Origin of the sequence: Nocardiopsis dassonvillei subsp. dassonvillei DSM 43111 (assembly GCF_000092985.1) — a bacterium.
GTDB lineage: Bacteria > Actinomycetota > Actinomycetes > Streptosporangiales > Streptosporangiaceae > Nocardiopsis > Nocardiopsis dassonvillei.
In genome coordinates, this window is the sequence record NC_014210.1 from 310,512 (window position 1) to 335,681 (window position 25,170).

The following is a 25,170-nucleotide window of genomic DNA, read 5'->3' on the forward strand; positions in this document are numbered from 1 at the left end:
CTAAGGAACTTTTGTCACGGATTCGGGCATCCGTGGCCCGGGAGTCTCCTCGGTGCCCGCTCTCCCTCCCTGCTCCGGGTGTGTGACGCGCCTGTTTCGTGGTGATTGAAGAAATATGTTCGTTCTGCGGTGCTTTGCTTGGCATTGAGGAAGTTTTTCGCTGACGCGCCCGTTAACCCGGCCTGCCCTTTGCGTCCGCCCTGAGACCGTGGTCGATGGAGTTGCCCGCCCGCACGTCCCGCGGGCGGGGCGGCACACGGCCGTAGGGGGCGACGTGACGGAGTCCAACCAGCGCCCGCCGCGTGGGCGGCGGCACGAGGCCCCTCGCCGGAACTGGCGCGGGGCCCTCTCCCGGGCGGTACCGGCCGCCGCGGGTCCGCGTGTGCGGCGGTGGGCCGAGGCCCTGCGCCGGAAGGTGTCGGAGCCGACCCCGGCGGGGGACCGCCGGGAGACGGTCCAGCGCCTGGCCGGAACCGGCGCGGTCGCCGGTCTGCTCACGGCGGCGCTGGTCATGCCCTGGGTCGGCGGCCTCGGCCTGGCGGCCAGGGACTCCGCGGCGGCCTTCATGGCCCTGCCCAGCGACCTGGCCGTGCCGCACCCCGCCGAGCGCGTGCTGCTGACCGACGTCGACGGGGAACCGATCGCCGAGGTCGCCGAGCGCGAGCGCGACGTGGTGCCGCTGGACGAGATCAGCCCCTGGGTGCCCGCCGCCCTCATGGCGATCGAGGACGACCGCTTCTACGAGCACGCCGGACTGGACCTGCGCGGCACGCTGCGCGCCGCCGTCCGCACCGTCCTGGGCAACACCCAGGGCGGGTCCACCATCACCCAGCAGTACGTGAAGAACCTCCTCATGGAACAGGCCGACACCGAGGAGGAGCTGGCGAGCGCCAACGCGCGCACCCTGACCCGCAAGGTGCTGGAGCTGCGCTACGCCATCGAGCTGGAGGAGAAGCTCACCAAGGACGAGATCATGGAGGGCTACCTCAACCTCGCCTACTTCGGCCAGAACGCGTACGGCATCGAGGTCGCCGCCGAGCGCTACTTCTCCGTCCCGGCCTCCGAGCTCGACCCCGCGCAGGCCGCCACGATCGTGGCGCTGGTGCGCGCGCCCTCGTACTACGACCCGCTCACCAACCCCGAGGCCTCCGTCGAGCGCCGCAACCTGGTGCTGGACCGGATGGTCGCCACCGGACACCTGGAGAGCGCGCAGGCGCAGGAGTACAAGAGCCGGGGCCTGGAGGTGGACGAGACCCCGCGCGCGGGCAGCTGCTTCAGCAGCGAGCAGCCCTTCTTCTGCGACTACGTCATGCGGTGGCTGGGCGGCTCCGACGCGCTCGCCGGGACCCAGGAGGAGCGCGACCGGATACTGGAGCGGGGCGGCATCACCGTGCGCACCACCCTGGACCTGGACATGCAGGAGGCCGCCGAGCAGGCGATCGAGCGCTACGTCCCCGCGGGCGACTCCCACAAGTTCGCCGCCGAGGTCCTCGTGGAGCCCGGTACCGGCCGGGTGCGGGTGATGGCCCAGAACATGCGCTACGGCTTCGACGACGAGCCGGGCACCACCTCGATCAACCTGTCCGTGGACCACGAGGACGGCGGGTCGCTGGGCTACCAGGCGGGTTCGACGTTCAAGCCGTTCACCCTGGCCGCCGCCCTGGACGCCGGGCTCAAGTACGACACCAGCTTCTCCTCGCCCGAGTCCACGACGGTGAGCGGCCTGGAGAACTGCGAGGGCGGCAGGATGGCGCCCTGGGACGTGCGCAACGCCGGGGAGAGCGACGGCGGCAGGCACAACATGATCAGCGGGACGAAGGGCTCGGTGAACACCTACTTCGCCCAGCTCCAGGAGCGCGTCGGCCTGTGCGAGACGGCGGAGATGGCCCAGAGCCTGGGCATCCACCGCGCGGACGGCGAGGACCTGCAGGTGTGGAGCTCCTTCACCCTGGGCGACCAGGAGGTCTCCCCGCTCACCATGGCCAGCGCCTACGCCGTCTTCGCCTCCCGGGGCACCTACTGCGAGCCGGTCCCCGTGGCCTCGGTCCTCTTCGAGGGCGAGGACGGCGAGGAGGTCGAGATGGGCACCGAGTGCGAGGAGGGCGCGCTGGACACCGAGGTCGCCGACGGCGTCAACCACCTGCTCCAGCAGACCTTCGAGGGCGGTACCGCCAACGGCCTGGAGATCGGACGCCCTGTGGCGGGCAAGACCGGCACCACCGACAGCGCGGCCTACGCGTGGTTCGCGGGCTACACCCCGAACCTGGCCGGGACCGTGGTGGTCGGCGACATCCGGGGCGGGGAGCAGCACACGCTCCAGGGCGTGACCATCGGCGACCGCTACTACGGCATCGTCTACGGGGCCACGCTGCCCGGTCCGATCTGGCAGGCCACCATGCGCGAGGCCGTGGCGGACCTGCCGGAGGAGGAGTTCGCCCCCTCGCCGAAGGTCTACGGCAAGGCCTCGGACAAGCCATCGGGCGGCGGTGGCGACAACGGTGACAGTGACGACAGTGACGCCGGTGGAGGCGATGGAGGCACGGCTGGCGGTGACGGCGGCGTCGCGGCCGGTGGTGGTGGCGGAGGCACTGGCGGTGGCGGCGGTGCCGGGGGTGACGATGGCTCGACCGGCGGCGGTGGCACCGGTGACGGTGGTGGGGGAGCCACCGGCGGTGGTGGCGGGGGTTCGACCGGGGGTGGTGGCGGTACCGGAGGCGGCGGAGGATCGACCGACGGCGGTGGAGGCACCGGTGACGGCGACGGCGGGGGTTCAACCGGTGGAGGCGGCGGTACCGGTGGCGGCGGCGGTGGTGGTGGAGACGGCAGCGGTACCGGCGGAGGCGGCGGCGGTACCGGTGGCGGCGAGTCCCCGGGCGGGGACGGCGGCGCGCCCTGGGGCGGCGCGACCCCGGGACCGCAGGCGCCCGAGGGCGGCGCCAGTCCCGGGGGCTGAGGCCCCGACGTGCGCTGACGCGACCCGGGAACACCCCGGCGCTCCCCCTTGTTCATAATGGACGAAACCGACAGGGGAGCGCGCGAGCGCTGAGAGTGCGGCACCAGGCCGCAGACCCTTACACACCTGATCTGGGTCATGCCAGCGAAGGAAGTCGTAGGAACCGTCACCGGTGGCGTGCTCCCGCGCACCGGGGACGTCCCGGCGCGCACGGAACGCGTTCCGGCGCCGCTCTCGGCCGCACGGGCCCCTCGCATCCCCCGGCGAAGGGACACCATATGAAGAGGGACACCACCCCCCAGGGCGCCGGCTTCCGGCGCGACCTCCTCGGCCGACTGCGGAGCTGGCGCACCGTCGACATCGTCGTGGCCTCCGTGATCGGCGTCGCGGTCGGCGTGGTCTTCTGGCTCTGGAACATCGTCTGGTCGGTCACGACCCCGCTGTTCGTCGGCTTCCCGCCCGCGCAGGCCGTCGTCTACGGCATGTGGCTGATCTCCGGCGTACTGGGCGGCCTGATCATCCGCAAGCCCGGCGCGGCCCTGCTCACCGCCATCGCCGCCGCCTCGGTCTCGGCGCTCCTGGGCACCCAGTGGGGGATCATGGTCATCCTCGACGGCGCCCTCCAGGGCATCCTGCCCGAACTCGTCTTCCTCGCCTTCGGCTACCGCCGCTGGGGCATGGGCGTGGCCGTCCTCGCGGCGGCGGTCGCGGGCGTCTCCCCCGCCATCCGCGACAACCTCGCCTACAACGTGACCTGGCCGCTGTCCTACCAGGTCACCTACGGCGTCATCGTGGTGGTCAGCGCCGCCCTCATCGCGGGCGTGGGCTCCCGCCTGCTCACCACCGCCCTGGCCCGCTCCGGGGCGCTGGCCCCCTTCCCGTCCGCGAGGGGCTGACCGTGGCCTCCGCGAACGGGCGCCGGACGGCGGCCGGGGGCCCGGGCGCGCGCGTGGAGCTCTCCGGCTGGGGCTGGCGGCACTCGGGCCGCGGGTCCCACGCGCTGCGCGGCGTGGACCTGGTGATCGAGCCGGGCGAGCGCGTGCTGCTGCTGGGCGCCTCCGGCGCGGGCAAGTCCACCCTGCTGCACTCACTGGCCGGTCTGACCGGCGAGGACGCCGCCATCAGCGGCGACCACGAGGGCACCCTGCTCGTGGACGGCGAGCCCGCCGACCGGAGCCGGGGCTCGGTCGGCCTGGTCAGCCAGGACCCCGAGACGCAGCTGGTGATGGCGCGCGCGGGCGACGACGTCGCCTTCGGCCCGGAGAACCTGGGCGTGGCACCCGACCTCATCTGGCCCCGGGTCCACGAGGCACTGGAGGCCGTGGGCTTCCCGTACGGACCGCGCCACCCCACCGGGGCGCTGTCGGGCGGTGAGAAGCAGCGCCTGGTGATCGCCGGGGCCCTGGCGATGCGCCCCCGCCTGCTGCTGCTGGACGAGCCCACCGCCAACCTCGACCCCGCCGGGGCCGCGCTGGTGCGCGGCGTGCTGGCCCGCCTGCTCGCCGAGACCGAGGCGACCCTGGTGCTGGTCGAGCACCGCGTGGCCGACGTCGTGGACCTGGTGGACCGGGTCGTGGTCGTGGCGCCCGGCGGCGGGGTCGTCGCCGACGGCCCGCCGGGAACGGTGTTCGCCGAGCACGGGCGCTCGCTGGCCGCGCAGGGAGTGTGGGTGCCCGGGCACGAGCCCGCGCCCGTCCTGGCGCCCGCGCCGGGCGGGGAGCCCCTGCTGGAGGCCGTGGGCGTCACGGCGCGCACCCCGAGCCAGCTCGGCGTGCGCGCGGCGCCCCGGCGCACGGTGTTCGAGGGGGTGGACGCCACCGTCCGAGCCGGAACCGCGACCGCCCTGACCGGACCCAACGGCGCGGGCAAGTCCACGCTGCTGACCCTGCTCGCCGGACTGTCCAGGCCCCACCGGGGGGCGGTGCTGCCGCGCGGGCCGCTGGCCGGGGCCGACCCGCGCCCGCTCGTGCGCTGGCCCGCCCGCAGGCTGGCCCGGCACGTGGGCACGGTCTTCCAGCACGCCGAGGACCAGTTCGTCACCGCCACCGTGCGCGACGAGCTGCGCTTCGCCCCGCTGCGCGCGGGGATGGGCGAGGCCGAGACCGAGGCCTGGGTGGGCGAGCTGATGGAGCGTCTGCGCCTGTCCGCGCTGGCCGACGTGCACCCCTACACGCTCTCGGGCGGGGAGAAGCGGCGGCTGTCGGTGGCCACGGCGCTCAGCTCGGGCCCCGCGCACGCGCCCGACGCGCTCGTCCTCGACGAGCCCACCTTCGGTCAGGACACCCGGACCTGGACCGAACTCGTGGAGCTGCTCGCCACCCTGCGGTCCGCGGGCCGCGCGGTGGTCATGGCCACCCACGACGACCTGCTGCTGCGCAGTCTGGCCGACGCGCGGGTGCGCGTGGCCGGGGGCCGGGCCGTGCAGGAGGCCGCCGCACCGGGCGCCGGGGCGGAGCCGCCCGGCCCGCCGGAGCCGACCGGGCCCGCGGGGCACGCGGCGGCGGGAAGGGGGAGCCGTGGCTGACCGGAGGCCGTCGGACACACCCGGGAAGGGAACCCGTACGCCGGACGGGATCCGGGAGGCGGACGAGGTCCCTCGTGCACCGGATGAGCTCCGTGAGCCGGAAGGGGTTCACGGGCCGGACGAGGTCGGCGCCTCCGCTGAGGCCCGGGGGTCTGGCGGGGTCAGCGCCCCGGCAGGGGACGCGCTCACCCTGGAGGCTCCCGAGGACGGCGGGGCGCGCTTCTGGCTGGTCGGGCTCAACCCGGCGGCCAAACTGCTCGCCGCCCTGCTGCTGGGCGTGGGCCTGGTCCCGGCCGTGGACGCCGTCACCGGCGGCACCGTGCTGGCGGGCGTCCTGCTGCTCCTGCCGTTCAGCGGGACCGACCGGCGCACCCTGCTCGTCCTGGGCGGGCCCTTCCTGCTCATGGGGCTCTCCAGCGGACTGGTCAACTACCTGTACGGGGAGCACGGCGCGGAGGGCGCGCTGGGCGCCGCGGTGCGCCTGCTGGCCATCGCCCTGCCCGGACTGCTCGCCGCCGTGAGCAGCGACCCCACGGAGACCGCCGACGGCCTGGTGCAGCGGCTCCGGGTCCCCGAGCGGCCCGCCATGGGCGTGCTGGCGGCGCTGCGGCTCGTCCCGATGCTCGCCGACCAGTGGCGCACGATCACGCTGGCGCGGAGGGCGCGCGGGCTGGAGGCCGGGCGCAACCCGGTCAGGGCGGTCACGCTGTTCTTCGGCCGCCTGTTCGCCCTGCTGGTGCGCTCCATCCGCACCGGGACGCTGCTGGCCGCGGCGATGGACGCGCGCGCCTTCGGGACCGGGCCGCGCACCCGGGCCCGGGAGAGCCGCTGGCGGACCGCGGACACGCTGCTGCTGGCGGGGGCCGCCCTGCTCCTGGCGGCGGCCTACACCCTGTCCGCTCGGCTGGGCACCCTGGTGCTGCTCTTCTCCTGAACCGGGTGGTAAGCAGTTCGGAGACAGTGACGTCCGAGTAGTGAGGGGCAGTGGACCGTGGGCGAGTTCGTGCGTGTGGAGACCGATCCGGACCACCCGGCCGTGGCCGTGATCCGGCTGGACAGGCCGAAGGTGAACGCGCTCAACGCCGCGCTCACCGCGGAGATCGCCGAGGCCGCGACCCGGGTCGCCAAGGACCCGGACGTGCGCGCCGTGGTGGTCTACGGCGGCGAGCGGGTGTTCGTCGCGGGCGCCGACATCAAGGAGATGGCCGACCTCACCGCCGCGCAGATGCTGGGCTACGCGCGCGACCTCCAAAACGCCCTGAACCTGGTGGCCCGCATCCCCAAGCCGGTCGTGGCGGCGGTCACCGGGTACGCGCTCGGCGGCGGCCTGGAACTGGCCCTGGCCGCGGACTTCCGCGTGGCGGGGGCCGGGGCCAGGCTGGGCGTGCCCGAGATCCAGCTCGGCGTCATCCCCGGCGCGGGCGGGACCCAGCGCCTGCCCCGCCTGATCGGTCCCTCCCGGGCCAAGGAGATGATCTTCAGCGGCCGCCACGTGAAGGCGGACGAGGCCCGGGAGATCGGCCTGGTGGACCAGGTCGTCCCGGACGAGGAGGTCTACCGGGCCGCCGTGGCGCTGGTCGCCCGGTACGCCGGGGGACCGGCCGTCGCGCTGGCCGCGGCCAAGGAGGCGGTGGACCGGGGCCTGGAGACGGACCTGGACACCGGTCTGGAGATCGAGCGCCTGCACTTCGCGGGTCTGTTCTCGACCGAGGACCAGAAGGACGGCATGCGCAGCTTCGTCGAGCAGGGACCCGGCAAGGCCGCTTTCAAGGGGCGCTGAAGAGGCGCCGCGCAGAGCTGATCGGGCACCGAAACAGCAGGTCGGGGCGGCGGCACACGGTGCCGTGCCGTCCGTCCCGCCGCCGTTTCGGTGGATTCGAGAACTTTTCGCCCCGCTCGTCGGATCGAACGGTGTCACGGGGGGTTCGGCCGAACGTCCGCATCCGGCCAGTCCGGACGGGAGGGAGGGAACCGCCCACGCCAGTTTTCCGTCATACTCGTGAGGGTCGCCCCCGGACGGACGCGCCGCCTGAACCCCGGACGCCCGGCGGTGCGGAAGCGACCACACGGGCCCGAGACGGGACGAACAAGCCAATGGTGACCCATCCCCCGGCCGTTAAGCTGGACGCGGTGGTATGTGGTCTTTTGAGGGGATGAGTTCTCGATGGCAATGTCGGCAGGTTTCCCCATGGGTGAGGAGCTGCCGGAGCGCATCGGCCACTACGTCATCCGCCGCCGCATCGGGCAGGGCGGCATGGGCGTGGTGTACCAGGCCGAGGACCCCCGGACCGAGCAGTTCGTCGCGGTGAAGGTCCTCAAGCCGGAGGTCGCGGGCGACCAGATCGCCCGGGCCCGCCTCGCCCGCGAGGTCGAGACCATGCGCCGCGTGCACAGCCCCAACGTGGCCGAGGTCATCGAAGCCGACACCCAGGCCGAGCTGCCGTGGGTGGTCACCGAGCACATCCCCGGCCCGACCCTGGACGCCACGGTCACCAACCACGGCCCCCTGCGCGGCCGGGCCCTGACCCGCTTCGTCACCGGCATGGCCCGCGCGATCCGCGACATCCACGCGGTGGACGTGATCCACCGCGACCTCAAGCCCGGCAACGTGATCATCTCCAACGGCGAGCCGATCGTCATCGACTTCGGCATCGCGCACGCGGTGGACGGCGCCAAGCTGACCCAGACCGGCACGTTCGTGGGCACGCCCAGCTACCTGTCCCCGGAGGTCATCGAGGGCACCGACCTGGGCCCGGCCACCGACATCCACGCCTGGGGCGGCACCGTCGCCTTCGCCTCCACCGGCCGCCCGCCCTACGGCGCGGGCACCTTCGAGGTCATCTTCTTCCGCATCCTCAACGGCGAGATCGACATGGACGGGATGCACGAGGCGCTGCGGCCGCTGGTCAACCGCGCCGTCTCCCGCGACATGCGCAGCCGCCCCACGGCGGAGGAACTGCTGGAGGAGGCCAGCCGCCTCAACCTCGACCTGCCCTGGACCGAGGACGCGGGAGGCCGTCCCAGCGGGCTCACCGGCAGCCACACCGTGTACCACCCGACCACGGCCGGGGGCACGGGGGAGGAGCCGGGCAGCGGCGGCCCGGGCGGCGCAGCCGCGGCGGGCGCGGCCGGTGCCGCGCTCGGCGGTGCGGCGGGCTACCTGGCCGGTCGCGCGGCCCAGGGCGACCAGGGCTGGGGTCCCCCGCACACGGGCGGCGGTCCCGCCTCCAGCGCCTGGTCCCCGTCCGGGGACCCCGCGCGCCCGACCTCCGCCGCGCACTCCGGCGGTCTGCTCGACGACCCCGGGTCCACCGACGACCTCTCGGGCGCGGCGAACGGCCGCCGCGTCGACGACCCGGAGTCCACCGACGACCTCTCGGGCGCCCGGCGCGGCTGGGGCGACGAGGACGACGGGCTGCCGGGCACCGAGCGCATCGCCCCGCGCGACGCCGGGGACCCGGACGACCCGCAGGGGACGATGCGGATCAGCCCGGTCCGCGACGAACCGGACGACGCGCTGGGCACGCGTCACATCCAGCCCGACGAGTTCTCCCGCGAGGACCCGCAGGGCACGATGATGATGGACCCGGTGGACCGGGACGGGTACGCCCGGCGCCCCGTCGACGAGCGCGAGGACGAGGGCTACCAGGCCCCGCACACGCAGTTCTTCAACACCCCGCTGCACAAGGGCGACTTCGCCGACATCCTCACCCCGGTGGACGACGGCCGGGGCAGCAACCAGACGCAGGAGTTCGACGAGGACGGGTACGAGGAGCGGCGCGGCGGCCTGCTGGGCCGGTTCCGGCGCGGCGGCAACGACCGGGTGAGCGACTACTTCCAGGACGACTCCGACGAGGAGGGCGAGGAGTACGAGGAGCGGTCGTGGCGGATGCACCCGCTGACGATCCTGCCCATGCTGGTCTCCGTGGCCGGTGTGTCGCTGCTCTTCCCCTGGTTCGGGCTGATCCTGGGCGTCGTGCTCATCGCCGCGCTGGGCGCCCTGGACGTGGTCAAGGCCGAGCACGCCCGCCGCCTCCAGACGCGCGGCCCGCGCAGCTCCGACAACATGGTGGTGGCGCTCAGCTTCCCGTGGGCCTTCGGGCGCATGGCGCTGCGCACGCTCGGCTTCGGGCTGGTCTACCTGCTGGCGGGCATCCTGGTCGGCATGATCTACGCGCGGATCGCGGACGTGCCGGGTCAGGGCGCCAACTACACCGGCGCCTTCGCGATCTTCGTGATGATCCTGCTCAGCTACGTCATGCCGAGCGGGCGCGAGGCGCGGCACCAGGCGGTGTGGCTGGTGCGCCGGGTCCACTACCGCAACCTCTACGTCTACATCGGCGTGTGCATCGGCCTCGTGCTGCTGACCATGCTCATCCTGTCGTTCGGCCTGTCGGCGGCCCCGGACTGGGTGCCGATCGGCGGTCCCTCGGACTGGTTCGACGGACAGTGACCCCCGCCCGGCGGCCGTACGGCTCACCGGGCACCGCGAAGGCCCCGGGCTCCGGCCCGGGGCCTTCGGCGTCTCCGCCGGGCGGGGGAGGCCCCCACCTGTTACCGGTGGTGTGACCGGTTCCGGCGGGATCGGCGGCGACTAGGGTGGGAGCGGGAGGCGGGCGCCCACGACCGGTGTCCGGCGCCGGCGGTCCGGCCCGGGTCGGAGCATCAGCGGCGGACCGGCGGTACAGCGGTGGTTAGGGTTGCCTCAGTCACACCGGGGGCCAGGGGTTGGCCTCCAAGCTACTAGCCAGTAACATCTGGGCTATGAGCACATCGCGGGACCTGCCTGGACGTGAAGGCGGCCCCGCCGTCGGATGACCGAACGGCATTCGGCATTGTTGGCAGTAGGGGGCGCGCCAGCGTCCGGCCGCCGCACGGCGGATCATGGAGTGCAGGGAGGTCGGCCACCGGCCATGAATATTGTCGTTTTGGTCAAGCAGGTCCCGGACACGGCGACCGAGCGGAAGCTCAACCCCGATGACAAGACGCTGGACCGCGCCGCGTCCGACGGTGTCATCAACGAGCTCGACGAGTACGCCATCGAGGAGGCTCTCCAGCTCAAGGAGAAGCACGGCGGCGAGGTCACCATCCTGACGATGGGACCGGACCAGGCCACGGACTCCATCCGCAAGGCCCTGTCGATGGGCGCGGACAAGGCCGTCTTCGTCAACGACGCCGCCCTCCACGGCTCGGACTCGCTCCAGACCGCCTACGCCCTCGCGCAGGCCCTGGGCACCATCGAGTTCGACGTGGTCGTCCTGGGCTCGGAGTCCACCGACGCGCGCACCGGCGTGGTCGGGGCCGCGCTCGCCGAGTACCTCGGCCTGCCGCAGCTCACGTTCGCCCGCAAGGTCGACATCGACGGCAGCACCATCAGGATCCAGCGCCAGACCGACTACGGCTACGACCTCGTCGAGGCCCAGCTCCCGGCGGTCGTCTCCGTGGTCGAGAAGATCAACGAGCCGCGCTACCCGTCCTTCAAGCTCATCATGCAGGCGAAGAAGAAGCCGGTGGACAAGAAGTCCGCCGCCGACGCGGGCATCGACACGGCCAGGGTGGGTCTGGCCAACGCCACCACCGAGACCGTCGACTTCGACGCCGCACCGCCGCGCGCCGCGGGCACGGTGGTCAAGGACGAGGGCGACGGCGCCGCGAAGATCGCCGAGTTCCTCGTCGAGAAGAAGTTCGTCTAGGTCGAACGAGAGACTCAGGGAAGGTTCAAGGGATATGGCTGAGGTCCTCGTCCTCGTCGACCACGTCGACGGACAGGTCAAGAAGGTCACCACCGAGCTGCTGACCGCCGCCCGCCGCATCGGCGAGCCCGCGGCCGTGTGGATCGGTGACGGCGCCGAGACGGGCAGGGGCACCCTGGCCGAGTACGGCGCCGAGAAGGTCTACGTGGCTTCGGCCGAGCTGAACGACCACGTCGTGGCCCCCAAGGCCGAGCTGCTCGCCAAGCTCGCCCAGGACAAGGGCGCCGCCGCCGTCCTGGTCTCGGCCACCGCCGAGAACAAGGAGATCGCGGGCCGCACCGCGGTCAAGCTGGGCTCGGGCGTGCTCACCGACGTCGTGGACGTCAACGCCGAGGTCGTCGCCGAGCACAGCATCTTCGGCGGCACCACCATCACCCACGCCCGCGTGCGCACCGGCGTGCCGGTCGTCGCGGTCCGCCCGAACTCCGTCCCGGCCGAGGCCGCCTCCGGTGCCGCCGCCGAGGAGCAGGTGTCGGTGGAGGTCTCCGACGCCGCGAAGACGGCCAAGGTCGTCGAGCGCGTCCACGAGGAGCAGGGCGAGCGCCCCGAGCTCACCGAGGCCGCCATCGTGGTCTCCGGCGGGCGCGGCGTGGGCTCCGACGACTTCTCGGTCGTGGAGAACCTGGCCGACTCGCTGGGCGCGGCCGTGGGCGCCTCCCGCGCCGCCGTCGACTCCGGCTGGTACCCGAACCAGTTCCAGGTCGGCCAGACCGGTAAGACGGTCAGCCCGAACCTGTACGTGGCCCTGGGCATCTCCGGCGCGATCCAGCACCGCGCGGGCATGCAGACCGCCAAGAACATCGTGGCGATCAACAAGGACCCCGAGGCCCCGATCTTCGAGCTGGCCGACTTCGGCGTCGTGGGCGACCTGCACGCGGTCACCCCGCAGCTGACCGAGGAGATCAACAAGCGCAAGTAGTAGCGCGTTTCGACACGCGAACGCCCGGCCGGGGACCTCCCCGGCCGGGCGTTCGCGTGCCCGGGGGCCGTTTCCGGGCCCGCCGCCCGGGTAGGCGGGCCGCACGGCGGCGAACGGGGGGCCATGGCGACGGAGACCGCGAAGGTGCGCGCGGGACGGCGCGTGGTGGAGGTGCGCAGGCCCGGCAAGCCGCTGTTCGGCGAGGGCGGGGCGACCAAGGAGGACCTGGCGCGGTACCACGCCCGGATCGCCCCCCTGATGCTGCCGCACGTGCGCGACCGGCCGGTGGCCCTGGCGAGATTCCCCGACGGGATCGACGCGCAGGGGTTCTTCGTCAAGCACCCGTCGGTTCCGGACTGGGTGGCCACTGTGGAGACCAGCGGCGGCCGGATGATGCTGTGCCAGGACGCGGCCGCGCTGGTCTGGTGCGCCGACCAGGCTGCGGTCACCCTGCACGCCTGGCAGTCCCGGGAGCCGAGACTGGGCCTGCCCGACCGGATGGTGATCGACCTCGACCCCGCCGGGGACGGCCCCGAGGCCTTCGCCGCCTGCCGCGCCGCGGCGCGGGACGTGCGGGAGGTGCTCGACGACCTGGGCCTGGCCGCCTACGTGATGACCAGCGGCTCCCGGGGCCTGCACGTGCGCTCGCCGCTGCGGCCCGAGGCCGACGACCAGGAGGTCCGCGTGCTGGCGGAGGCGGTCGCGGACCGGGTGGCGGCCCGGCGGCCGGAAGAGCTGACCACCGAGGTGCGCAAAGCCGCGCGCGGGGACCGGTTGTTCGTGGACTACCTGCGCAACGGCCGCGAACAGCTCGCGGTGGTGCCGTACTCGGTGCGGGCCAGGCCGGGCGCGCCCATCGCGGCGCCCCTGACCTGGGAGGACCTGGAGAAGGTGGAGACTGCCCGGGACCTCACGATCGACCTGGAGCGCGAGAAGTGCCCGTTCGCGGGGATGGGCAGGCACGCCCGTTCCCCGCGCCGGGCCCTGGAGCGCTTGGGCTGAGGCGCGCGGGGAACGTCAGGAGTCCGGGGTGCCCTCCGGCCAGACGCAGGGTGAGGAGGCGCCAATGGAGAGGTGTCCCTCGACGCTGGCCTGGACGGACATCCTGAAGGCGTCCTCCTCGTTCTCCACGGAGACGAACACGTCGTCCGGCCGGGAGTCGGTCAGCACGCGGTAGCCGTTGGCGGTCCAGTACTCGGTCAGGAGGTCGATGTTGGCCTCGTTGTCCTCGACGGGCAGGCCGTCCAACCAGTAGGAACGGCCCACCGTGACGCGGTCCCCGGATCCGCCGTCGGTGGGGTCATCGCAGGCGGCCACGTTGACCCCGCCCACCGGTTGAAGTTCCAGGGTCTCGGGCAGCACGGTCACCGCTTTGTCGATGTGCTCTTGGACGTTCTCCGCTGCCTCGTCCTGGTTCATGGTCTCTCCCCCTCCGGTCTCCTCCGGCGCGTTGGAACCGCAACCGGCCACCACCCCCGTGAGAACGGCGGCGCACACCCAGTGTCGTGCTCGGCTCATAAGGTGTTCGTCCCTACTCTTGTCCCGCGATGACAGAGCCCATGTGCCTCAGCGAACTCGTGTTCTCGTCGAAGTACTCCGAATGGGCGTCACCGAGGGGCCACGTGCCACCCTCGCTGCCAGGGTCGGACTCGAACACGTTCGCTCCGAATTCCGGATCGGTCGGGTCCATGCCGTGCGTGAGGCCCGTCAGGTTGGTGATGCCGTCATTCTCCGCCGTTGAGACGTGCACGTTCTCGGCGGGAAGATTCAGGTCGGTCACGTGGTCGGCGTTGGTTCCGGGGCTGCCCACGAGTATCACTTCGTCCGTGTCGAGCCCGGCGTCGCTCTGCGCGGTGTGCCCGACCACCGTGGAACCGTAACTGTGGCCTATGACGGTGTTATGGGACGGCGGCCCCTGATGGGTGGAGCGCAGTCCGTCCTGGAAACTGCTCAGCTCGCTGACCGCGTCCTCCGCCCGTCCTTCGAAGGCCGCCTCGGGGACGTTGGGGGCGTCGTAGCCGATCCAGCTGATGACGGAGTGGTCCTGGTCGCGGCTGACCCGGTTCGCAGAGTCCGCCAAAGCGTCCGCGCGTCCCATCTGGTCGTTGATGCTCTCCCAGGTCGTCGTGGTGCCCGGCACCAGGGTCGCCACGTTGTCGGCGGTGTCGGGGTTGCCGTTGGCCACGATCGCCCGTCCGTCGCCCCCGGTGTCCAGAGCCAGCAGGTACCTGTCAGCGCTTTCGTCCTCCAGGCTCTCCCGCAGCTCCTTCAGCTCCTGGAGCTGGTTGTCGAGCGTGTCGTCGTTCGCCATGGCCAAAGCGATCGCGTCGGACCCGTTGCTGCCCCGGGCGGCCGCCTCCCCGATCTCCTCGTCCCGTTCGGCGATCTCCTCCTCGAACCGCTCGATCTCGTCGTCGAGATGGTCGCGGTTCAGTCGGTCGCGCACGGCCGCCGGGATGCCGTCGAGCTCGCGCAGCAGCTCGGGATGGTCCCGCACGGCCTGGTCCTGCTCCTCCTCGGTCATCGAGGTCCACCACAGGTTGACGACGGACGGGTGCTCGTCACCGCTCAGCTCGTCCGGGACCATGCTGGGGACCGCGTCACCGAAGTAGGACAGCTGGCCGCCGGTGAGCAGGGACGACTCGATCAGACGCTCCAGGCTGTCCTGGCTGGGGCCGTCGCGCAGGTCCCTCTCGGTCTGCTCGGCCTGCTCCATCAGGGTTTCCCAGTGCCCGGAGTGCTCGGAGAGCAGTTCCGCGCGCAGCGTTTCCAGCTGGGCGACCTTCATCCCCTCACGGGTTCCCTCACCGAGGATGGAGCCGCTCCCCTCGGAGGCGCCGACGGCCGCTTCAGCGTCGGCCTTCTCCTCCTCCCAGCGGGTCTCCAGCTTGGCGCGCTCGGCACGGTAGGTCTCGATGTCGAGCCCCCACTGGCGCAGGACCGCCGCGCCGTAGGTCAGGGAAGCGGCGGCCTCCTGCCAGGAGGACAGTTCCTGGGACGAACTGGAGACGATGTTCCAGGCGACGAGGTCGGTGAACTCCCCGGCGGAGGACCGGAACCGGCTGTGGGTGCCCTCGGACTGGCCGAGCATGTTCTGTCGGACGGCGTCGAGCTGGTCGGCGCCCGTCTCGATGGCGCCGACGTCGGCGGCGATGTCCTCGGGCAGACCGAGGGACATGGAGGAGAGGTCGCTCACGGCAGGGGTCTCCGCGGTTGGTGGGGGCGGGGGACAGGGGTCAGAAGTTGATCTGGATGTCGAGGGACTCCAGACCCTCCTGGTACTCCTCGGCGTTCTCGTGGTCGGTGTCGGTGATGGCCAGGTCGGCGCCCTGCACGTTCTGCGCCAGGTTGATGCCGTTCTGGGCGACCCTCCGGATGTGCTCCATGGTGTCGAGGCCGTAGTCGTCCAGACCGCCCGTCACGTGCTCGGACACGGCTCCCGTCAGGCCTTCGACGGCGGCCTCGAAGTCGGTGCCGAGGAAGACCATCGCCTCGGCCAGGGCTTCGGCCTCCTGGGCCTCGGACATGGCGTCGACGGGGTTGACGCCGGTCGAACCGGACACGGGAACTCCAGAGGGTGAAAGAGGGGTATCGGAGAGGAAGGTTACAACAGGTGCGTAAGAGCCTCCGGGAGGGGGCGGCCGCCCTTCGCGGTGATCCCTGTGCGCTCCTACCTGCGGTAACAGCGCTGAAGCGAACGAGAGGCCATTCAGACTCGTCTTTGTCCGCATGTGGTCAGGCCGTGCCGCGGGCGGGGCCCGCGCGGCGCGCGGACGACGGCCCCTGGTGGTGTGGCCCTCGGGTTTCGGGGAAGGAATCCCAGCTCAGACACCGGCAGTCGACCGCGGGGGAGTCCCATGGAGGGCATCGGGGCCCAGATCGGCCTCGTCCTGGTCCTGGTCGTGGTGAACGCCGTGTTCGCGGGCAGCGAGATCGCCCTGATCACGCTGCGGGAGGGGCAGATCAGGCGGCTGGAGGAGCGCGGCCCGGGTGGGCGCGCGGTGGCCCGACTGGCCCGCGACCCCAACCGGTTCCTGGCCACCATCCAGATCGGCATCACCCTCGCGGGCTTCCTCGCCTCCGCCACCGCCGCCGTCTCCCTGGCCCGGCCGCTGGTCGAGCCGCTGGGCTTCCTCGGCTCCTACGCGGCCCCGGTGTCGGTCGTGCTGGTCACCGTCGTGCTCACCTTCGTCACCCTGGTCCTGGGCGAACTCGCGCCCAAGCGCATCGCCATGCAGCGCGCCGAGCCCTGGGCACTGCTCGTGGCCCGCCCGCTCAACGCGCTGGCGCTGCTCTCGCGCCCCGCGATCTGGCTTCTCAGCGCCTCCACCGACCTGGTCGTCCGGCTCGGCGGGCTCGACCCGCACGGCGCCAGGGAGGAGGCCACCGAGGAGGAGCTGCGCGACATGATCGAGGCCCAGGGCCATATGACCCCCGAACAACGCACCATCCTCTCCGGGGCCTTCGACATCACCGGGCGGACGCTGCGCCAGGTCCTGGTCCCGCGTCCCGACGTGGACACCGTCCCGGCCGACCTGCCCGCGTGCGAGACAGCCCTGCTCCTGGCCGAGCACGGCCACTCGCGCGCCCCGGTGGTCGGCCGGGACGACGTGGACGACGTCGTCGGCGTGGTGCACTGGTCCGACCTCCTGCGGGGCGAGGGCGCGGCCCGGGAGCTGGCCCGCGAACCGCTGCTGCTGCCCGACTCGCTGACGGTCTCCGCCGCCCTGCACCGGCTCACCGTCGAACGCCAGCAGCTGGCCGTCGTGATCGGTGAGAGCGGCGAGGTCAGCGGCATCGTCAGCCTGGAGGACCTGCTGGAGGAGGTCGTCGGCGAGATCTACGACGAGACCGACACCGACGAGCGCGCCCCCGCCCGGCTGGACGGCGGCGCCCTGCGCCTGCCCGGCGTGTACCCCGTCCACGAGCTGGAGGACCTCGGCGTCGTCCTCACCGACCGGCCCCGGGGCAGTTACGTGACCGTCGCCGGGATGGTCCTGGTCCTGCTCGGCCACATCCCCGACGAGCCCGGGGAGAGCGTGGACCTGGGCGGCTGGACGGCCACGGTCACCGAGGCCGACGGCCGCGTCGTCAGCGAACTCCTGCTCACCCCCGCCCGCTGAGGACACCGGGCGACAAGGGCGGTCTCGGAGTCGCTGAACAGTTGGCCAAGAGGCGGCAAGTCCCGTTGCCCGCGCCCCGGGCAGGGGTGACCGTGGCACCAGTGACGCCGAAGCAGGGGAGGGCCGATGCACGCGGACCGCAGGCCGGACGCCTACACGGGACTGGACCGGATGCCGATCGGGGACCAGTGGCGGCACGGGTCGTCCGGGAGCGTCGTCCAGGACGTGGACCCCTACGACGACACGGTCCTGACCGAGTTCCGCCTGGCCGACGAGGGCGACGTGGACCTGGCCTACCGCGAGGCGCAGCGGGCGTGGCCGGGCTGGGCCGCGACCCCCGCCGCCGAGCGCGCCGAGGTCTTCGTCCGCGCCCTGCGCGTCCTGGACGCGCGCCGCGAGGAGATCGTCGACTGGCTGGTCCACGAGGCCGGGGCGATCCGCGAGCGCGCCGAGTTCGAGTGGGGGCTGGTGCGCAGCGGCATGGTCGAGGTGACCTCCTACCCCACGCGGGTCATGGGCCGGATCCTGCCCGGCATCACCCCGGGCAAGGAGAACCGCGTCTACCGCGAACCCCTCGGCGTGGTCACGGTGATCAGCCCGTGGAACTTCCCGTTCCAGCTCTCCCACCGCTCCCTCGCGCCCGCCGTCGCCCTCGGCAACACCGTGGTCCTCAAACCCGCCGAGAACACCCCGGTCACGGGCGGGCTGCTGCTCGCCCGGATCTACGAGGAGGCCGGACTGCCGCCCGGGGTGGTCAACGTGGTCGTCGGCAGGGGCGGTGAGATCGGCGACGCCCTGGCCACCCACGAGCTCTGCCGGATGATCTCGTTCACCGGTTCCACCGAGGTCGGCCGCCACATCGCCCGGCAGGCCCCGCTCACCAGGCGCGCGCTCGAACTCGGCGGCAACGGGCCGCTGGTGGTGCTGGAGGACGCCGACCTCGACCTGGCCGCGGACGCCGCCGTGTTCGGCTCCTACTACCACCAGGGCCAGATCTGCATGGCCACGAACCGGGTCGTGGCCACCGCCGCCGTCCACGACGAGCTGGTCGAGCGGATGCTCGTGCGCGCCCGGGCGCTGCGGGTGGGCGACCCCTCCGACCCCGCCACCCGGATCGGCCCCGTCATCGACGACGAGCACTGCGCGGGCGTGCGGGACGTGGTGGAGCGCTCCGTCGAGCAGGGCGCACGGCTCCTGCTGTCCGGCGAACCGACCGGCCCGGCGGGCAGGGTCCTGCCGCCCCACCTGCTGCTGGCCGACAACAGCGCGCCGAGCGCGGCCGAGGAGGTGTTCGGCCCGGTGGCCACGGTCATCCGCGCGGAGGGGGAGGAGGACGCGCTGCGCATCGCCAACGACACCGAGTACGGGCTGTCCAGCGCGGTGCACACCCGCGACGCCGAGCGGGGGGTGCGCTTCGCCCGCCGCCTGAGGGCGGGCATGACGCACGTCAACGACTCCACGCTCAACGACGAGGCCAACACCGCCTTCGGCGGCGAGAACCACTCCGGGATCGGCCGGTTCGGCGGCGAGTGGGCGATGGAGGAGTTCACCGCCGACCACTGGGTCAGCCTCCAGCACACGCGCCGCAGGATGCCGTTCGGCCCGGAGTGAGCGGGCCCGGACCTCCGGTTTCCTTCGCCGCGACCCCGTACCCGTGGCGGGCCCCGACCGTCCGACCCCGCCAGGAGCACGCGACCGTCGCGGGTCGGAGCCTCATCTGCCCCACCGGCCAGAACCCGGGCCCGCCGGTCAGCGCCTGCGCAGGACCAGCAGCAGGTTCCAGGTGACGACCTCGCGCAGCAGCGGCACCCGTACGACCGGCCTGGCCCATCCGGGCAGGTAGCGGGGGCGCACGTCCACCACGTCCACGTCGGTGCGCCCGCGCGTCCAGCGCAGCATCTCCCCGGCGTGCGCGGCGTACATGGTGCGGCCGAAGTCGTTCTTGGGACGGCGGCCGTGGCGCCGCGCGAACCGCTCCGCCGCGTACGCGCCGCCCAGGTAGTGCCACGGCGAGGTCTCGTGCCCGCCCCACGGGGACAGCCACAGCGTGTACGACAGGTACACCAGCCCTCCCGGCCGGGTCACCCGCACCATCTCGTCGGCCATCCGCGTCCGGTCCGGCACGTGCTCCAGCACGTTGGAGGAGAAGCACACGTCCACCGAACCGCTGCGCAGCGGCAGGTCCAGGGCGCTGCCCTGGACGCCGTACGCGTCGGCGTCGCGCCCGTGCAGCGTCATCTCGTGGGCGTCGGCGTCCACGCACAGGCAGCGGGCCCCGGCCGCCCTCAGCTCGTCGGCGAAGTAGCCCGGGCCGCCGCCCACGTCCACCACGAGCCTGCCGTCCAGGGGCGTGTAGGAGCGCAGCTGGGCGACGGTGTCGCGGGCGAGCGTGCCGTAGAAGAACGCCGGGTCGGTCTGCTCCACGCGGAAGGCGGTGAACAGCCGCACCGACCGGCCCAGGGTGGCGCGGAAGGGGACGGTGCCCTCCTCGGCGGCGTTCGCGGTCACGTGCCCGCCTCCGACACCACGAAGTGGCGCAGGTGGCGCCAGTGGTCGCCGCCCCAGTACTCGTCGGAGGCGGCGATCCGGCCGCCCGGGACCAGCTCGGCGATCCGCTCGGTGCGCAGGGTGTGCATCCGCATCGGCGCCGGGTAGCGCAGCAGCACCCGCTGGGCGAGGGCCACCAGCGGCCACGGCGCGTACCGGAACACCAGCCCCTTGAAGGTGCGCCGCTCGGACTCGGGCACGCCCAGCACCATGGCCCCGCCGGGGCGCAGCACCCGCGCGAACTCGCGCACGTAGCCCTCGGCCAGGACGGGAGGCAGGTGCTGGAGGACCAGGTCGGTGTAGACCAGGTCGAAGGAGGCGTCCCCGAACACCGACAGGTCCGGGCGCTCGTTCAGCACGAACTCGATCCGCCCCCCGGAGCGGTCCAGGCGGCGGGCCTCCTCCAGCATCGGCGCGGAGATGTCCACCCCCACGACCTCGGGGAAGTGCGCGGCCAGGGCGTTGGACAGCCGTCCCGCGCCGCACCCGAAGTCCAGCACCCGGCCCCCCTCGGGGCGGATGCCCAGCTCCTCCAGGCGGGCGACGGACGGGTCGATGTCGGCCCGTCCGGAGGCGAGGAACTCGTCGTCGTCCCAGCCGCCGCCCCTCTTGGCGGGGTCCACGCACACCGCCCACAGGGGTTCGGTGGAACCCAGCCGCGTCCAGTCGCGGCGGACCTGTTCGAGTCCCACCCGCATCACCTCCACGGTGCTCGCGACCCGCCGGAACACAGCACCTGGATCGTGTTCCTGTTCCGGGCATCCAGGCCGGGAAGGCCTGCGACAAGGGTCCAGGGAAAAAGTGGAACGTGTTGTATTCTGGCACCCCTTCTCCGGATCGGCCAACTACGGCGGGAGAGATGCCGATGCCGCCTGTTCCCCCCACCGCGCGCGGGCACGACGGTCCGGGCGCCGAGGCCGCGCGGCCCGGCCCGGTCGGGGCACCCAGGGTACGCCGCCCCTCTGAGGAACCCCCCGGGAAGGGCCCCGGCCCCGGCGGAACGGTCCGCGCCGCGTGGGCTGCCGCCCGCCGCCTGGCCCGCGACCGGCTGGCCCTCGTGGGGTTGGCGGTGGTGCTGGGGGCCGTGGGGCTGCGGGCCTACGTCCTGGGCGAGTCCTACTTCGTGGAGGACGACTACCTCTTCTTCGCCAACGCCCACGCCAGCGACCTGGGGCCGGACTACCTGCTCACCCTGCACAAGGGCCACCTGATGCCCGGGGCGCTGTTCCTCGTCTACCTCCAGACCGCCCTGTGGCCCTACGAGTGGTGGGTCAGCGCGGGCACCATGCTCGCCCTCCAGGCCGCCGCGCTGGTGGGGTTCCTGCGCCTGGTGTGGGAGCTGTTCGGCCGCCGCTGGGCGCTGCTCGTCCCGCTGACCGTGTACGCGCTGGCACCGCTGACCGTGCCCGTGCTGGGCTGGTGGTCGGCGGCGCTCAACGCGGTACCCCTCCAGCTGGCCCTGGTGCTCGCCGTGCTGTGGACCGTGCGCTACCTGCGCACGGACGACCACCGCCTGGCCTGGCGGGCGGGCGGCGCCGTCGTGTTCGGCATGCTGTTCACGGTCAAGGCGATGTTCCTGCCACCGGTGCTGTTCGCCGTGGCCGTCGCCCACCTCTACCCCGGCGGGCTCGTCGCCGGGGCCCGGCGGGCGTGGGCCCTGCACCGCCCGTTCTGGACGGCGATGGGCGCGCTGCTGGCCGCCTACGCGGTGTTCTACCTGGTGCGGATGCGCGCGGCCGGGGGCGGGGAGGGCGCGGGCGTGCCCCAGAGCGAGCCCGCCCTGACGATGCTGCGCGGACTGCTCACCGAGGTGTTCCCGGTCGGCGCCCTGGGCGGACCCCTGGAGTGGGGCCCGGTCACCCCGACCGGCGGCCTGGTCGACGTGCCGGGCGTGACCGTGCTGGCCGCCTGGGCGGTCTTCGCCGTGATCGTGCTGGTCAGCCTGCGGATGCGGCGCGGGGCGTGGCGGGCCTGGGCGCTGCTGCTGGCCTACCTGGTGGTCGTGGACGTCATTCCGACGATCATCGCGCGCGGCCGGTTCCAGGACGTGGCCGCCGCCGACCCCCGGTACGTGGCGGACGCGGCGCTGGTGTTCGCCCTGTGCCTGGCCCTGGCCTACCTGCCCACCAGGGAGGAGCGGGCGCGCGCCCTGGTCGGCGGCGCCTCGTCGGCCCCGGTGGGCGGGGAGCCCTACCGCGTGCGGCCCCGGCGCGCCGCCCGGGTCGCGGCCGCGCTGGCGACGGCGGTGTACGCGGTGGCGGCGGGCTACTCCACCCACGCCTACGCGCAGACACTGAGCGGCGACCGCCTCCAGTGGTACCTGGACACGGTGCGCACGGCGCTGGCGGACGTCCCGGAGGAGGGCGGCCTGTACGCGCGCCCGGTCCCCGAGGACGTGGTCCTGGAGTGGAACGGCCAGCGCCGCCTGAGCTCGTGGGTGCTGCCGCCGCTGGCGTCGGACGACGTGGCCGAGCGGATGGCCGCGCCCGAGGAGGCCGCCACCGCGTACGTGTTCAACGACGCCGGGTTCCTGGTCCCGGCGCGGCCCTCCGACGACAGCGACATGTTCGCCCCCGGGCCCGCGGACGAGTGCCTGGAGCCCTGGGAGGGGCTGGTGTCCTGGCCGGTGCAGGCGCACGGCGGCGTCGCCCAGGTCGTCACGCTCGGCTACACGGCCGAGGAGGACGTCGGCGTGGTGGTGGCCCTGGGCGACGACTGGATCGAGGTCGAACTGCCCGCCGCGGAGGAGAACGGCACCTGGTACGTGCCCGCGGGCGCCCCCGGCGAGCAGCTGTCGGTGTTCGTGCCCGAGGACCCCGAGGACCGGGGCGGGCTGTGCCTGAACTGGGTGTCGGTGGGCGGTATGGCGCCGACGGTGGAGGGCAACCCGTGGGCGCCCGAGGAGGACGACCGGGCCGGGAGCTAGGCGGAGGACCGTCCGCGGGAGAGGCGCTGGGACCATCGGCGGCTGGGCTCCTCCACCCACCGGTGGCTCGCGGCGGCCAGCAGCACGGTCCCGATCGTCACCGGCACCGCGTCCAGCCAGAACGACCCGGTGAAGATCTCCTGGCCGGTGAAGTCGCGCCACAGGTAGAGCACCATGAACTGCCACAGGAACACGCCGTAGGAGATCCGCCCCAGGAACTGGCACACCCGGTGCCGCAGCAGCGAGTCCAGCCACCGGCCCCCGCGCCAGGCCCGCGCCTCCCGCAGCGGGAGGGCGGGCCCCGCCGGGCGCGGCGCCAGCGCGCACGGGGCGATCAGGAAGAACGCGAACCCGATCCCGGCCAGCGAGTCCACGGCCGAGGTCCAGATGTCGCCGGAGCCGATGAAGCGGCCGCCGGAGGCCTCGGTGGCCTTCAGGGCGAAGAACCCGCCCGCGACCAGCCAGCACACCCCGGGAGAGGAGCCCAGGGTCCGGCACAGGCGGCGCACCGGGCCGTCGGCGCCGGGTTCGCGCCAGGCCCACTCCGAGAGCACGGCCAGCGCCATGCCGACGGCGAACAGGCCCGCAGCACGGGGCAGCCAGGCGTGCATGTACTCGCGGGGCTCGGGATAGAACTGCGGGACCAGCGCGGCCAGGCCCAGCAGCGCCATGACCCCCAGGCCCGCGAGCAGCCGCCGGCCCCGGGCGTCCACGCTCCGGCCGCCGCGCGCCCACAGCGCCAGGACCAGACCGAACAGCGGGAGCAGCAGGTAGAAGCTGACCTCCACCGACAGGCTCCACATCTGGCCGAGGCCGTAGGGGCCGGTGCCCACCCACGGCGGGTCGGTGTTGAAGGGGAAGGTGAGGGTCAGGACCTCCCACCAGTACCGGAGCGAGCCGAGTTCGTCGCGGGAGTAGACGAGCAGTGCCGTCACGGCCACCAGCCAGTAGGCGGGCAGGACGCGCACGGCGCGGCGCCACAGGTAGGGGCGGGCGCGCGGCCCGCGCGTCCCGTCCAGGGCCGCGCGGGCCCAGGGGCGGTACAGCAGCACGCCCGAGAGCGCGAAGAACAGCGGCACGGCCACGTCGAAGGCGGACAGCAGGCCGCCCAGCACCCCCGGCGCCAGGGAGTCGCCGGTCTCGGTGGCCACGTGGAACACCAGGACCATCAAGGCGGCCACGGCGCGGACGCCGTCGAGGGACTCGTGGCGGCCGTCGACCTGCGGCAGCACCAGCGAGGGATCGGGGGTGCGCGCGCTGGCGAAGTGGGCACCGGCGGCGGGGTCCCCGGGCGCGGAGGAGGAGGTGGGCGCCATGGGCCTTCCCGGACTGGGTGGAGGGAGGAACGAGTAACACTAGAACGCGTTATAAAAATTTCGACACGCCCTGGTGACGTCGTTCGCTACTGGGCAGTACTCTACCCGGAACTGAACCTAGTTCCACTAGACCCAGTTCCAGATCTGGACTCTCATACGCCCAGGAGGGCACATGCGCCGTACTGTTGCGGTCGTTCTCGTCGCGTTTGGGGTCTTCTTCCTCGCCTTTGCCCCCATGATGCGCACGTGGCTGTCGAGTTCCCTGATGAAGACCCCTCTGGACTACTACAGCGAAACGGTCCTCGAGGCGGACGGGGCCACCTACTTCAACATCGAGGACGTCGAGCTCGTCGAGGACGCCGCCCTGGAGGCGCGTTCGACCATCCGGGCCGACGTGGCCTCCAGCACCGACGAGACGGTGGTGTGGGACCAGTTCACCTGGGTCAGGGACGCCGAGACCGACTTCGGCATCACCTCCAGCAGCCGCCGCGCCGGGCACGACCGCGTCACCGGGGAGGCGGTCGACTGCTGCGACTCCATGGTCAACGACGAGTCCGTCGCCCAGAGCGGCCAGGCCTGGAAGTTCCCCTTCTTCACCGAGCAGCGCGACTACGACTTCTACGAGACCACCGCGCGGGAGGTCGTCCCCATGGAGTTCCAGGGGATCGAGGAGGTCGGGGGCGTCGAGGCCTACAGGTTCGTCCAGGAGGTCGAGGACGAGGTCATCGGCGAGCGCACCCTGCCCCGCTCGGTGGCCGGGATGGAGGGCGAGGGCGACGTCACCGGCGACGAGGTCTTCTCCATCACCCGCACCTACTGGATCGAGCCCGTCACCGGCTCCCCCCTCAAGATCGGCGAGGACCAGAACCGCGTCGTCGTCGTGGACGGCGAGGAGGTCCTGACGCTCTTCGACGCCGAACTCGTCTCCAACGACGAGTCCGTCCAGAACGCGGTCGCCAACTCCGAGCAGGGACGCACCGTGCTGCCCCTCCTCCAGACCACCCTGCCCGTCGTCTGCCTCGTCGTCGGTGTCGGATTCATCGGCGTCGCGGTCGTCCTGTTCGTCACGGGCCGCCGTCGTGACCACCACCACTGACCCCCGCGCCCGT

19 protein-coding genes and 1 riboswitch are annotated in these 25,170 nt (G+C 72.9%); of the genes, 13 read left to right on the top strand and 6 right to left on the bottom strand.

Annotated features, from left to right (window positions below; genetic code table 11):
• The first annotated feature begins 382 nt into the window (after positions 1 to 382).
• The 9 genes from NDAS_RS01270 (at position 383) to ligD (ending at position 13,151) form a co-directional block, all read left to right on the top strand.
• Positions 383 to 2,953 (top strand): transglycosylase domain-containing protein, encoded by a 2,571-nt coding sequence (locus NDAS_RS01270; protein WP_049800276.1) that lies wholly within the window; start codon positions 383 to 385, stop codon positions 2,951 to 2,953.
• A 62-nt stretch (positions 2,954 to 3,015) separates the two neighbouring features.
• A riboswitch (TPP riboswitch) is annotated at positions 3,016 to 3,123 on the top strand.
• 108 nt (positions 3,124 to 3,231) lie between these two features.
• Positions 3,232 to 3,849 carry an ECF transporter S component gene (locus tag NDAS_RS01275; RefSeq protein ID WP_013151307.1) on the top strand — a complete coding sequence of 206 codons (618 nt, stop codon included), beginning with the start codon at positions 3,232 to 3,234 and terminating at the stop codon, positions 3,847 to 3,849.
• 2 nt (positions 3,850 to 3,851) lie between these two features.
• A complete protein-coding gene (locus tag NDAS_RS01280; RefSeq protein WP_013151308.1) occupies positions 3,852 to 5,477 on the top strand; it encodes an ABC transporter ATP-binding protein in 1,626 nt (541 codons plus the stop codon).
• A gap of 190 nt (positions 5,478 to 5,667) precedes the next feature.
• Positions 5,668 to 6,411, top strand: a complete 744-nt coding sequence (locus tag NDAS_RS01285) for an energy-coupling factor transporter transmembrane component T family protein (RefSeq protein WP_041553023.1) — start codon at positions 5,668 to 5,670, stop codon at positions 6,409 to 6,411.
• A gap of 57 nt (positions 6,412 to 6,468) precedes the next feature.
• Positions 6,469 to 7,257 carry an enoyl-CoA hydratase/isomerase family protein gene (locus NDAS_RS01290; protein ID WP_013151310.1) on the top strand — a complete coding sequence of 263 codons (789 nt, stop codon included), beginning with the start codon at positions 6,469 to 6,471 and terminating at the stop codon, positions 7,255 to 7,257.
• A 408-nt stretch (positions 7,258 to 7,665) separates the two neighbouring features.
• Positions 7,666 to 9,930 carry a protein kinase domain-containing protein gene (locus tag NDAS_RS01295; RefSeq protein WP_013151311.1) on the top strand — a complete coding sequence of 755 codons (2,265 nt, stop codon included), beginning with the start codon at positions 7,666 to 7,668 and terminating at the stop codon, positions 9,928 to 9,930.
• A 460-nt stretch (positions 9,931 to 10,390) separates the two neighbouring features.
• On the top strand, positions 10,391 to 11,170 hold the full coding sequence (locus NDAS_RS01300) for an electron transfer flavoprotein subunit beta/FixA family protein (protein WP_013151312.1): 780 nt from the start codon (positions 10,391 to 10,393) through the stop codon (positions 11,168 to 11,170).
• 34 nt (positions 11,171 to 11,204) lie between these two features.
• Positions 11,205 to 12,149 carry an electron transfer flavoprotein subunit alpha/FixB family protein gene (locus NDAS_RS01305; RefSeq protein WP_013151313.1) on the top strand — a complete coding sequence of 315 codons (945 nt, stop codon included), beginning with the start codon at positions 11,205 to 11,207 and terminating at the stop codon, positions 12,147 to 12,149.
• 123 nt (positions 12,150 to 12,272) lie between these two features.
• Entirely contained in the window at positions 12,273 to 13,151 is an 879-nt protein-coding gene (gene ligD, locus NDAS_RS01310; RefSeq protein ID WP_013151314.1) for a non-homologous end-joining DNA ligase, read from the top strand.
• Positions 13,152 to 13,166: 15 nt separating this feature from the next.
• On the opposite strand, the gene NDAS_RS01315 is transcribed toward ligD, so the two are convergent.
• From NDAS_RS01315 to NDAS_RS01325, 3 genes are all read right to left on the bottom strand, one after another.
• The gene (locus NDAS_RS01315; RefSeq protein ID WP_013151315.1) at positions 13,167 to 13,568 is read right to left on the bottom strand and encodes a hypothetical protein; all 402 of its coding nucleotides are present in this window, start codon (positions 13,566 to 13,568) and stop codon (positions 13,167 to 13,169) included.
• A 112-nt stretch (positions 13,569 to 13,680) separates the two neighbouring features.
• Entirely contained in the window at positions 13,681 to 15,345 is a 1,665-nt protein-coding gene (locus NDAS_RS01320; RefSeq protein WP_013151316.1) for an alpha/beta hydrolase, read from the bottom strand.
• A 40-nt stretch (positions 15,346 to 15,385) separates the two neighbouring features.
• Entirely contained in the window at positions 15,386 to 15,712 is a 327-nt protein-coding gene (locus NDAS_RS01325; RefSeq protein WP_013151317.1) for a hypothetical protein, read from the bottom strand.
• A 294-nt stretch (positions 15,713 to 16,006) separates the two neighbouring features.
• Between NDAS_RS01325 and NDAS_RS01330 the strand changes: the two genes are divergently transcribed.
• Together NDAS_RS01330 and NDAS_RS01335 are read left to right on the top strand one after the other, a co-directional pair.
• Positions 16,007 to 17,272 (top strand): hemolysin family protein, encoded by a 1,266-nt coding sequence (locus NDAS_RS01330; protein WP_013151318.1) that lies wholly within the window; start codon positions 16,007 to 16,009, stop codon positions 17,270 to 17,272.
• A gap of 126 nt (positions 17,273 to 17,398) precedes the next feature.
• Positions 17,399 to 18,883, top strand: coding sequence for an aldehyde dehydrogenase family protein (locus tag NDAS_RS01335; protein ID WP_013151319.1), 1,485 nt, complete (start codon positions 17,399 to 17,401; stop codon positions 18,881 to 18,883).
• Positions 18,884 to 19,021: 138 nt separating this feature from the next.
• On the opposite strand, the gene NDAS_RS01340 is transcribed toward NDAS_RS01335, so the two are convergent.
• Together NDAS_RS01340 and NDAS_RS01345 are read right to left on the bottom strand one after the other, a co-directional pair.
• Positions 19,022 to 19,780 (bottom strand): class I SAM-dependent methyltransferase, encoded by a 759-nt coding sequence (locus tag NDAS_RS01340; RefSeq protein WP_013151320.1) that lies wholly within the window; start codon positions 19,778 to 19,780, stop codon positions 19,022 to 19,024.
• On the bottom strand, positions 19,777 to 20,511 hold the full coding sequence (locus NDAS_RS01345) for a class I SAM-dependent methyltransferase (RefSeq protein ID WP_331998136.1): 735 nt from the start codon (positions 20,509 to 20,511) through the stop codon (positions 19,777 to 19,779). Before NDAS_RS01345 ends, NDAS_RS01340 begins: the two co-directional genes overlap by 4 nt.
• A 173-nt stretch (positions 20,512 to 20,684) precedes the next feature.
• Between NDAS_RS01345 and NDAS_RS01350 the strand changes: the two genes are divergently transcribed.
• Positions 20,685 to 22,745: a membrane protein gene (locus tag NDAS_RS01350; protein ID WP_013151322.1), complete on the top strand. Its 2,061-nt coding sequence runs from the start codon at positions 20,685 to 20,687 to the stop codon at positions 22,743 to 22,745.
• Here NDAS_RS01350 and NDAS_RS01355 read toward each other — a convergent pair.
• Positions 22,742 to 24,061 (bottom strand): acyltransferase family protein, encoded by a 1,320-nt coding sequence (locus tag NDAS_RS01355; protein ID WP_013151323.1) that lies wholly within the window; start codon positions 24,059 to 24,061, stop codon positions 22,742 to 22,744. The genes NDAS_RS01350 and NDAS_RS01355 overlap by 4 nt on opposite strands.
• Before the next feature lie 172 nt (positions 24,062 to 24,233).
• On the opposite strand from NDAS_RS01355, the gene NDAS_RS01360 reads away from it, so the two are divergent.
• On the top strand, positions 24,234 to 25,157 hold the full coding sequence (locus NDAS_RS01360) for a DUF3068 domain-containing protein (protein WP_013151324.1): 924 nt from the start codon (positions 24,234 to 24,236) through the stop codon (positions 25,155 to 25,157).
• Positions 25,158 to 25,170: the final 13 nt, after the last annotated feature.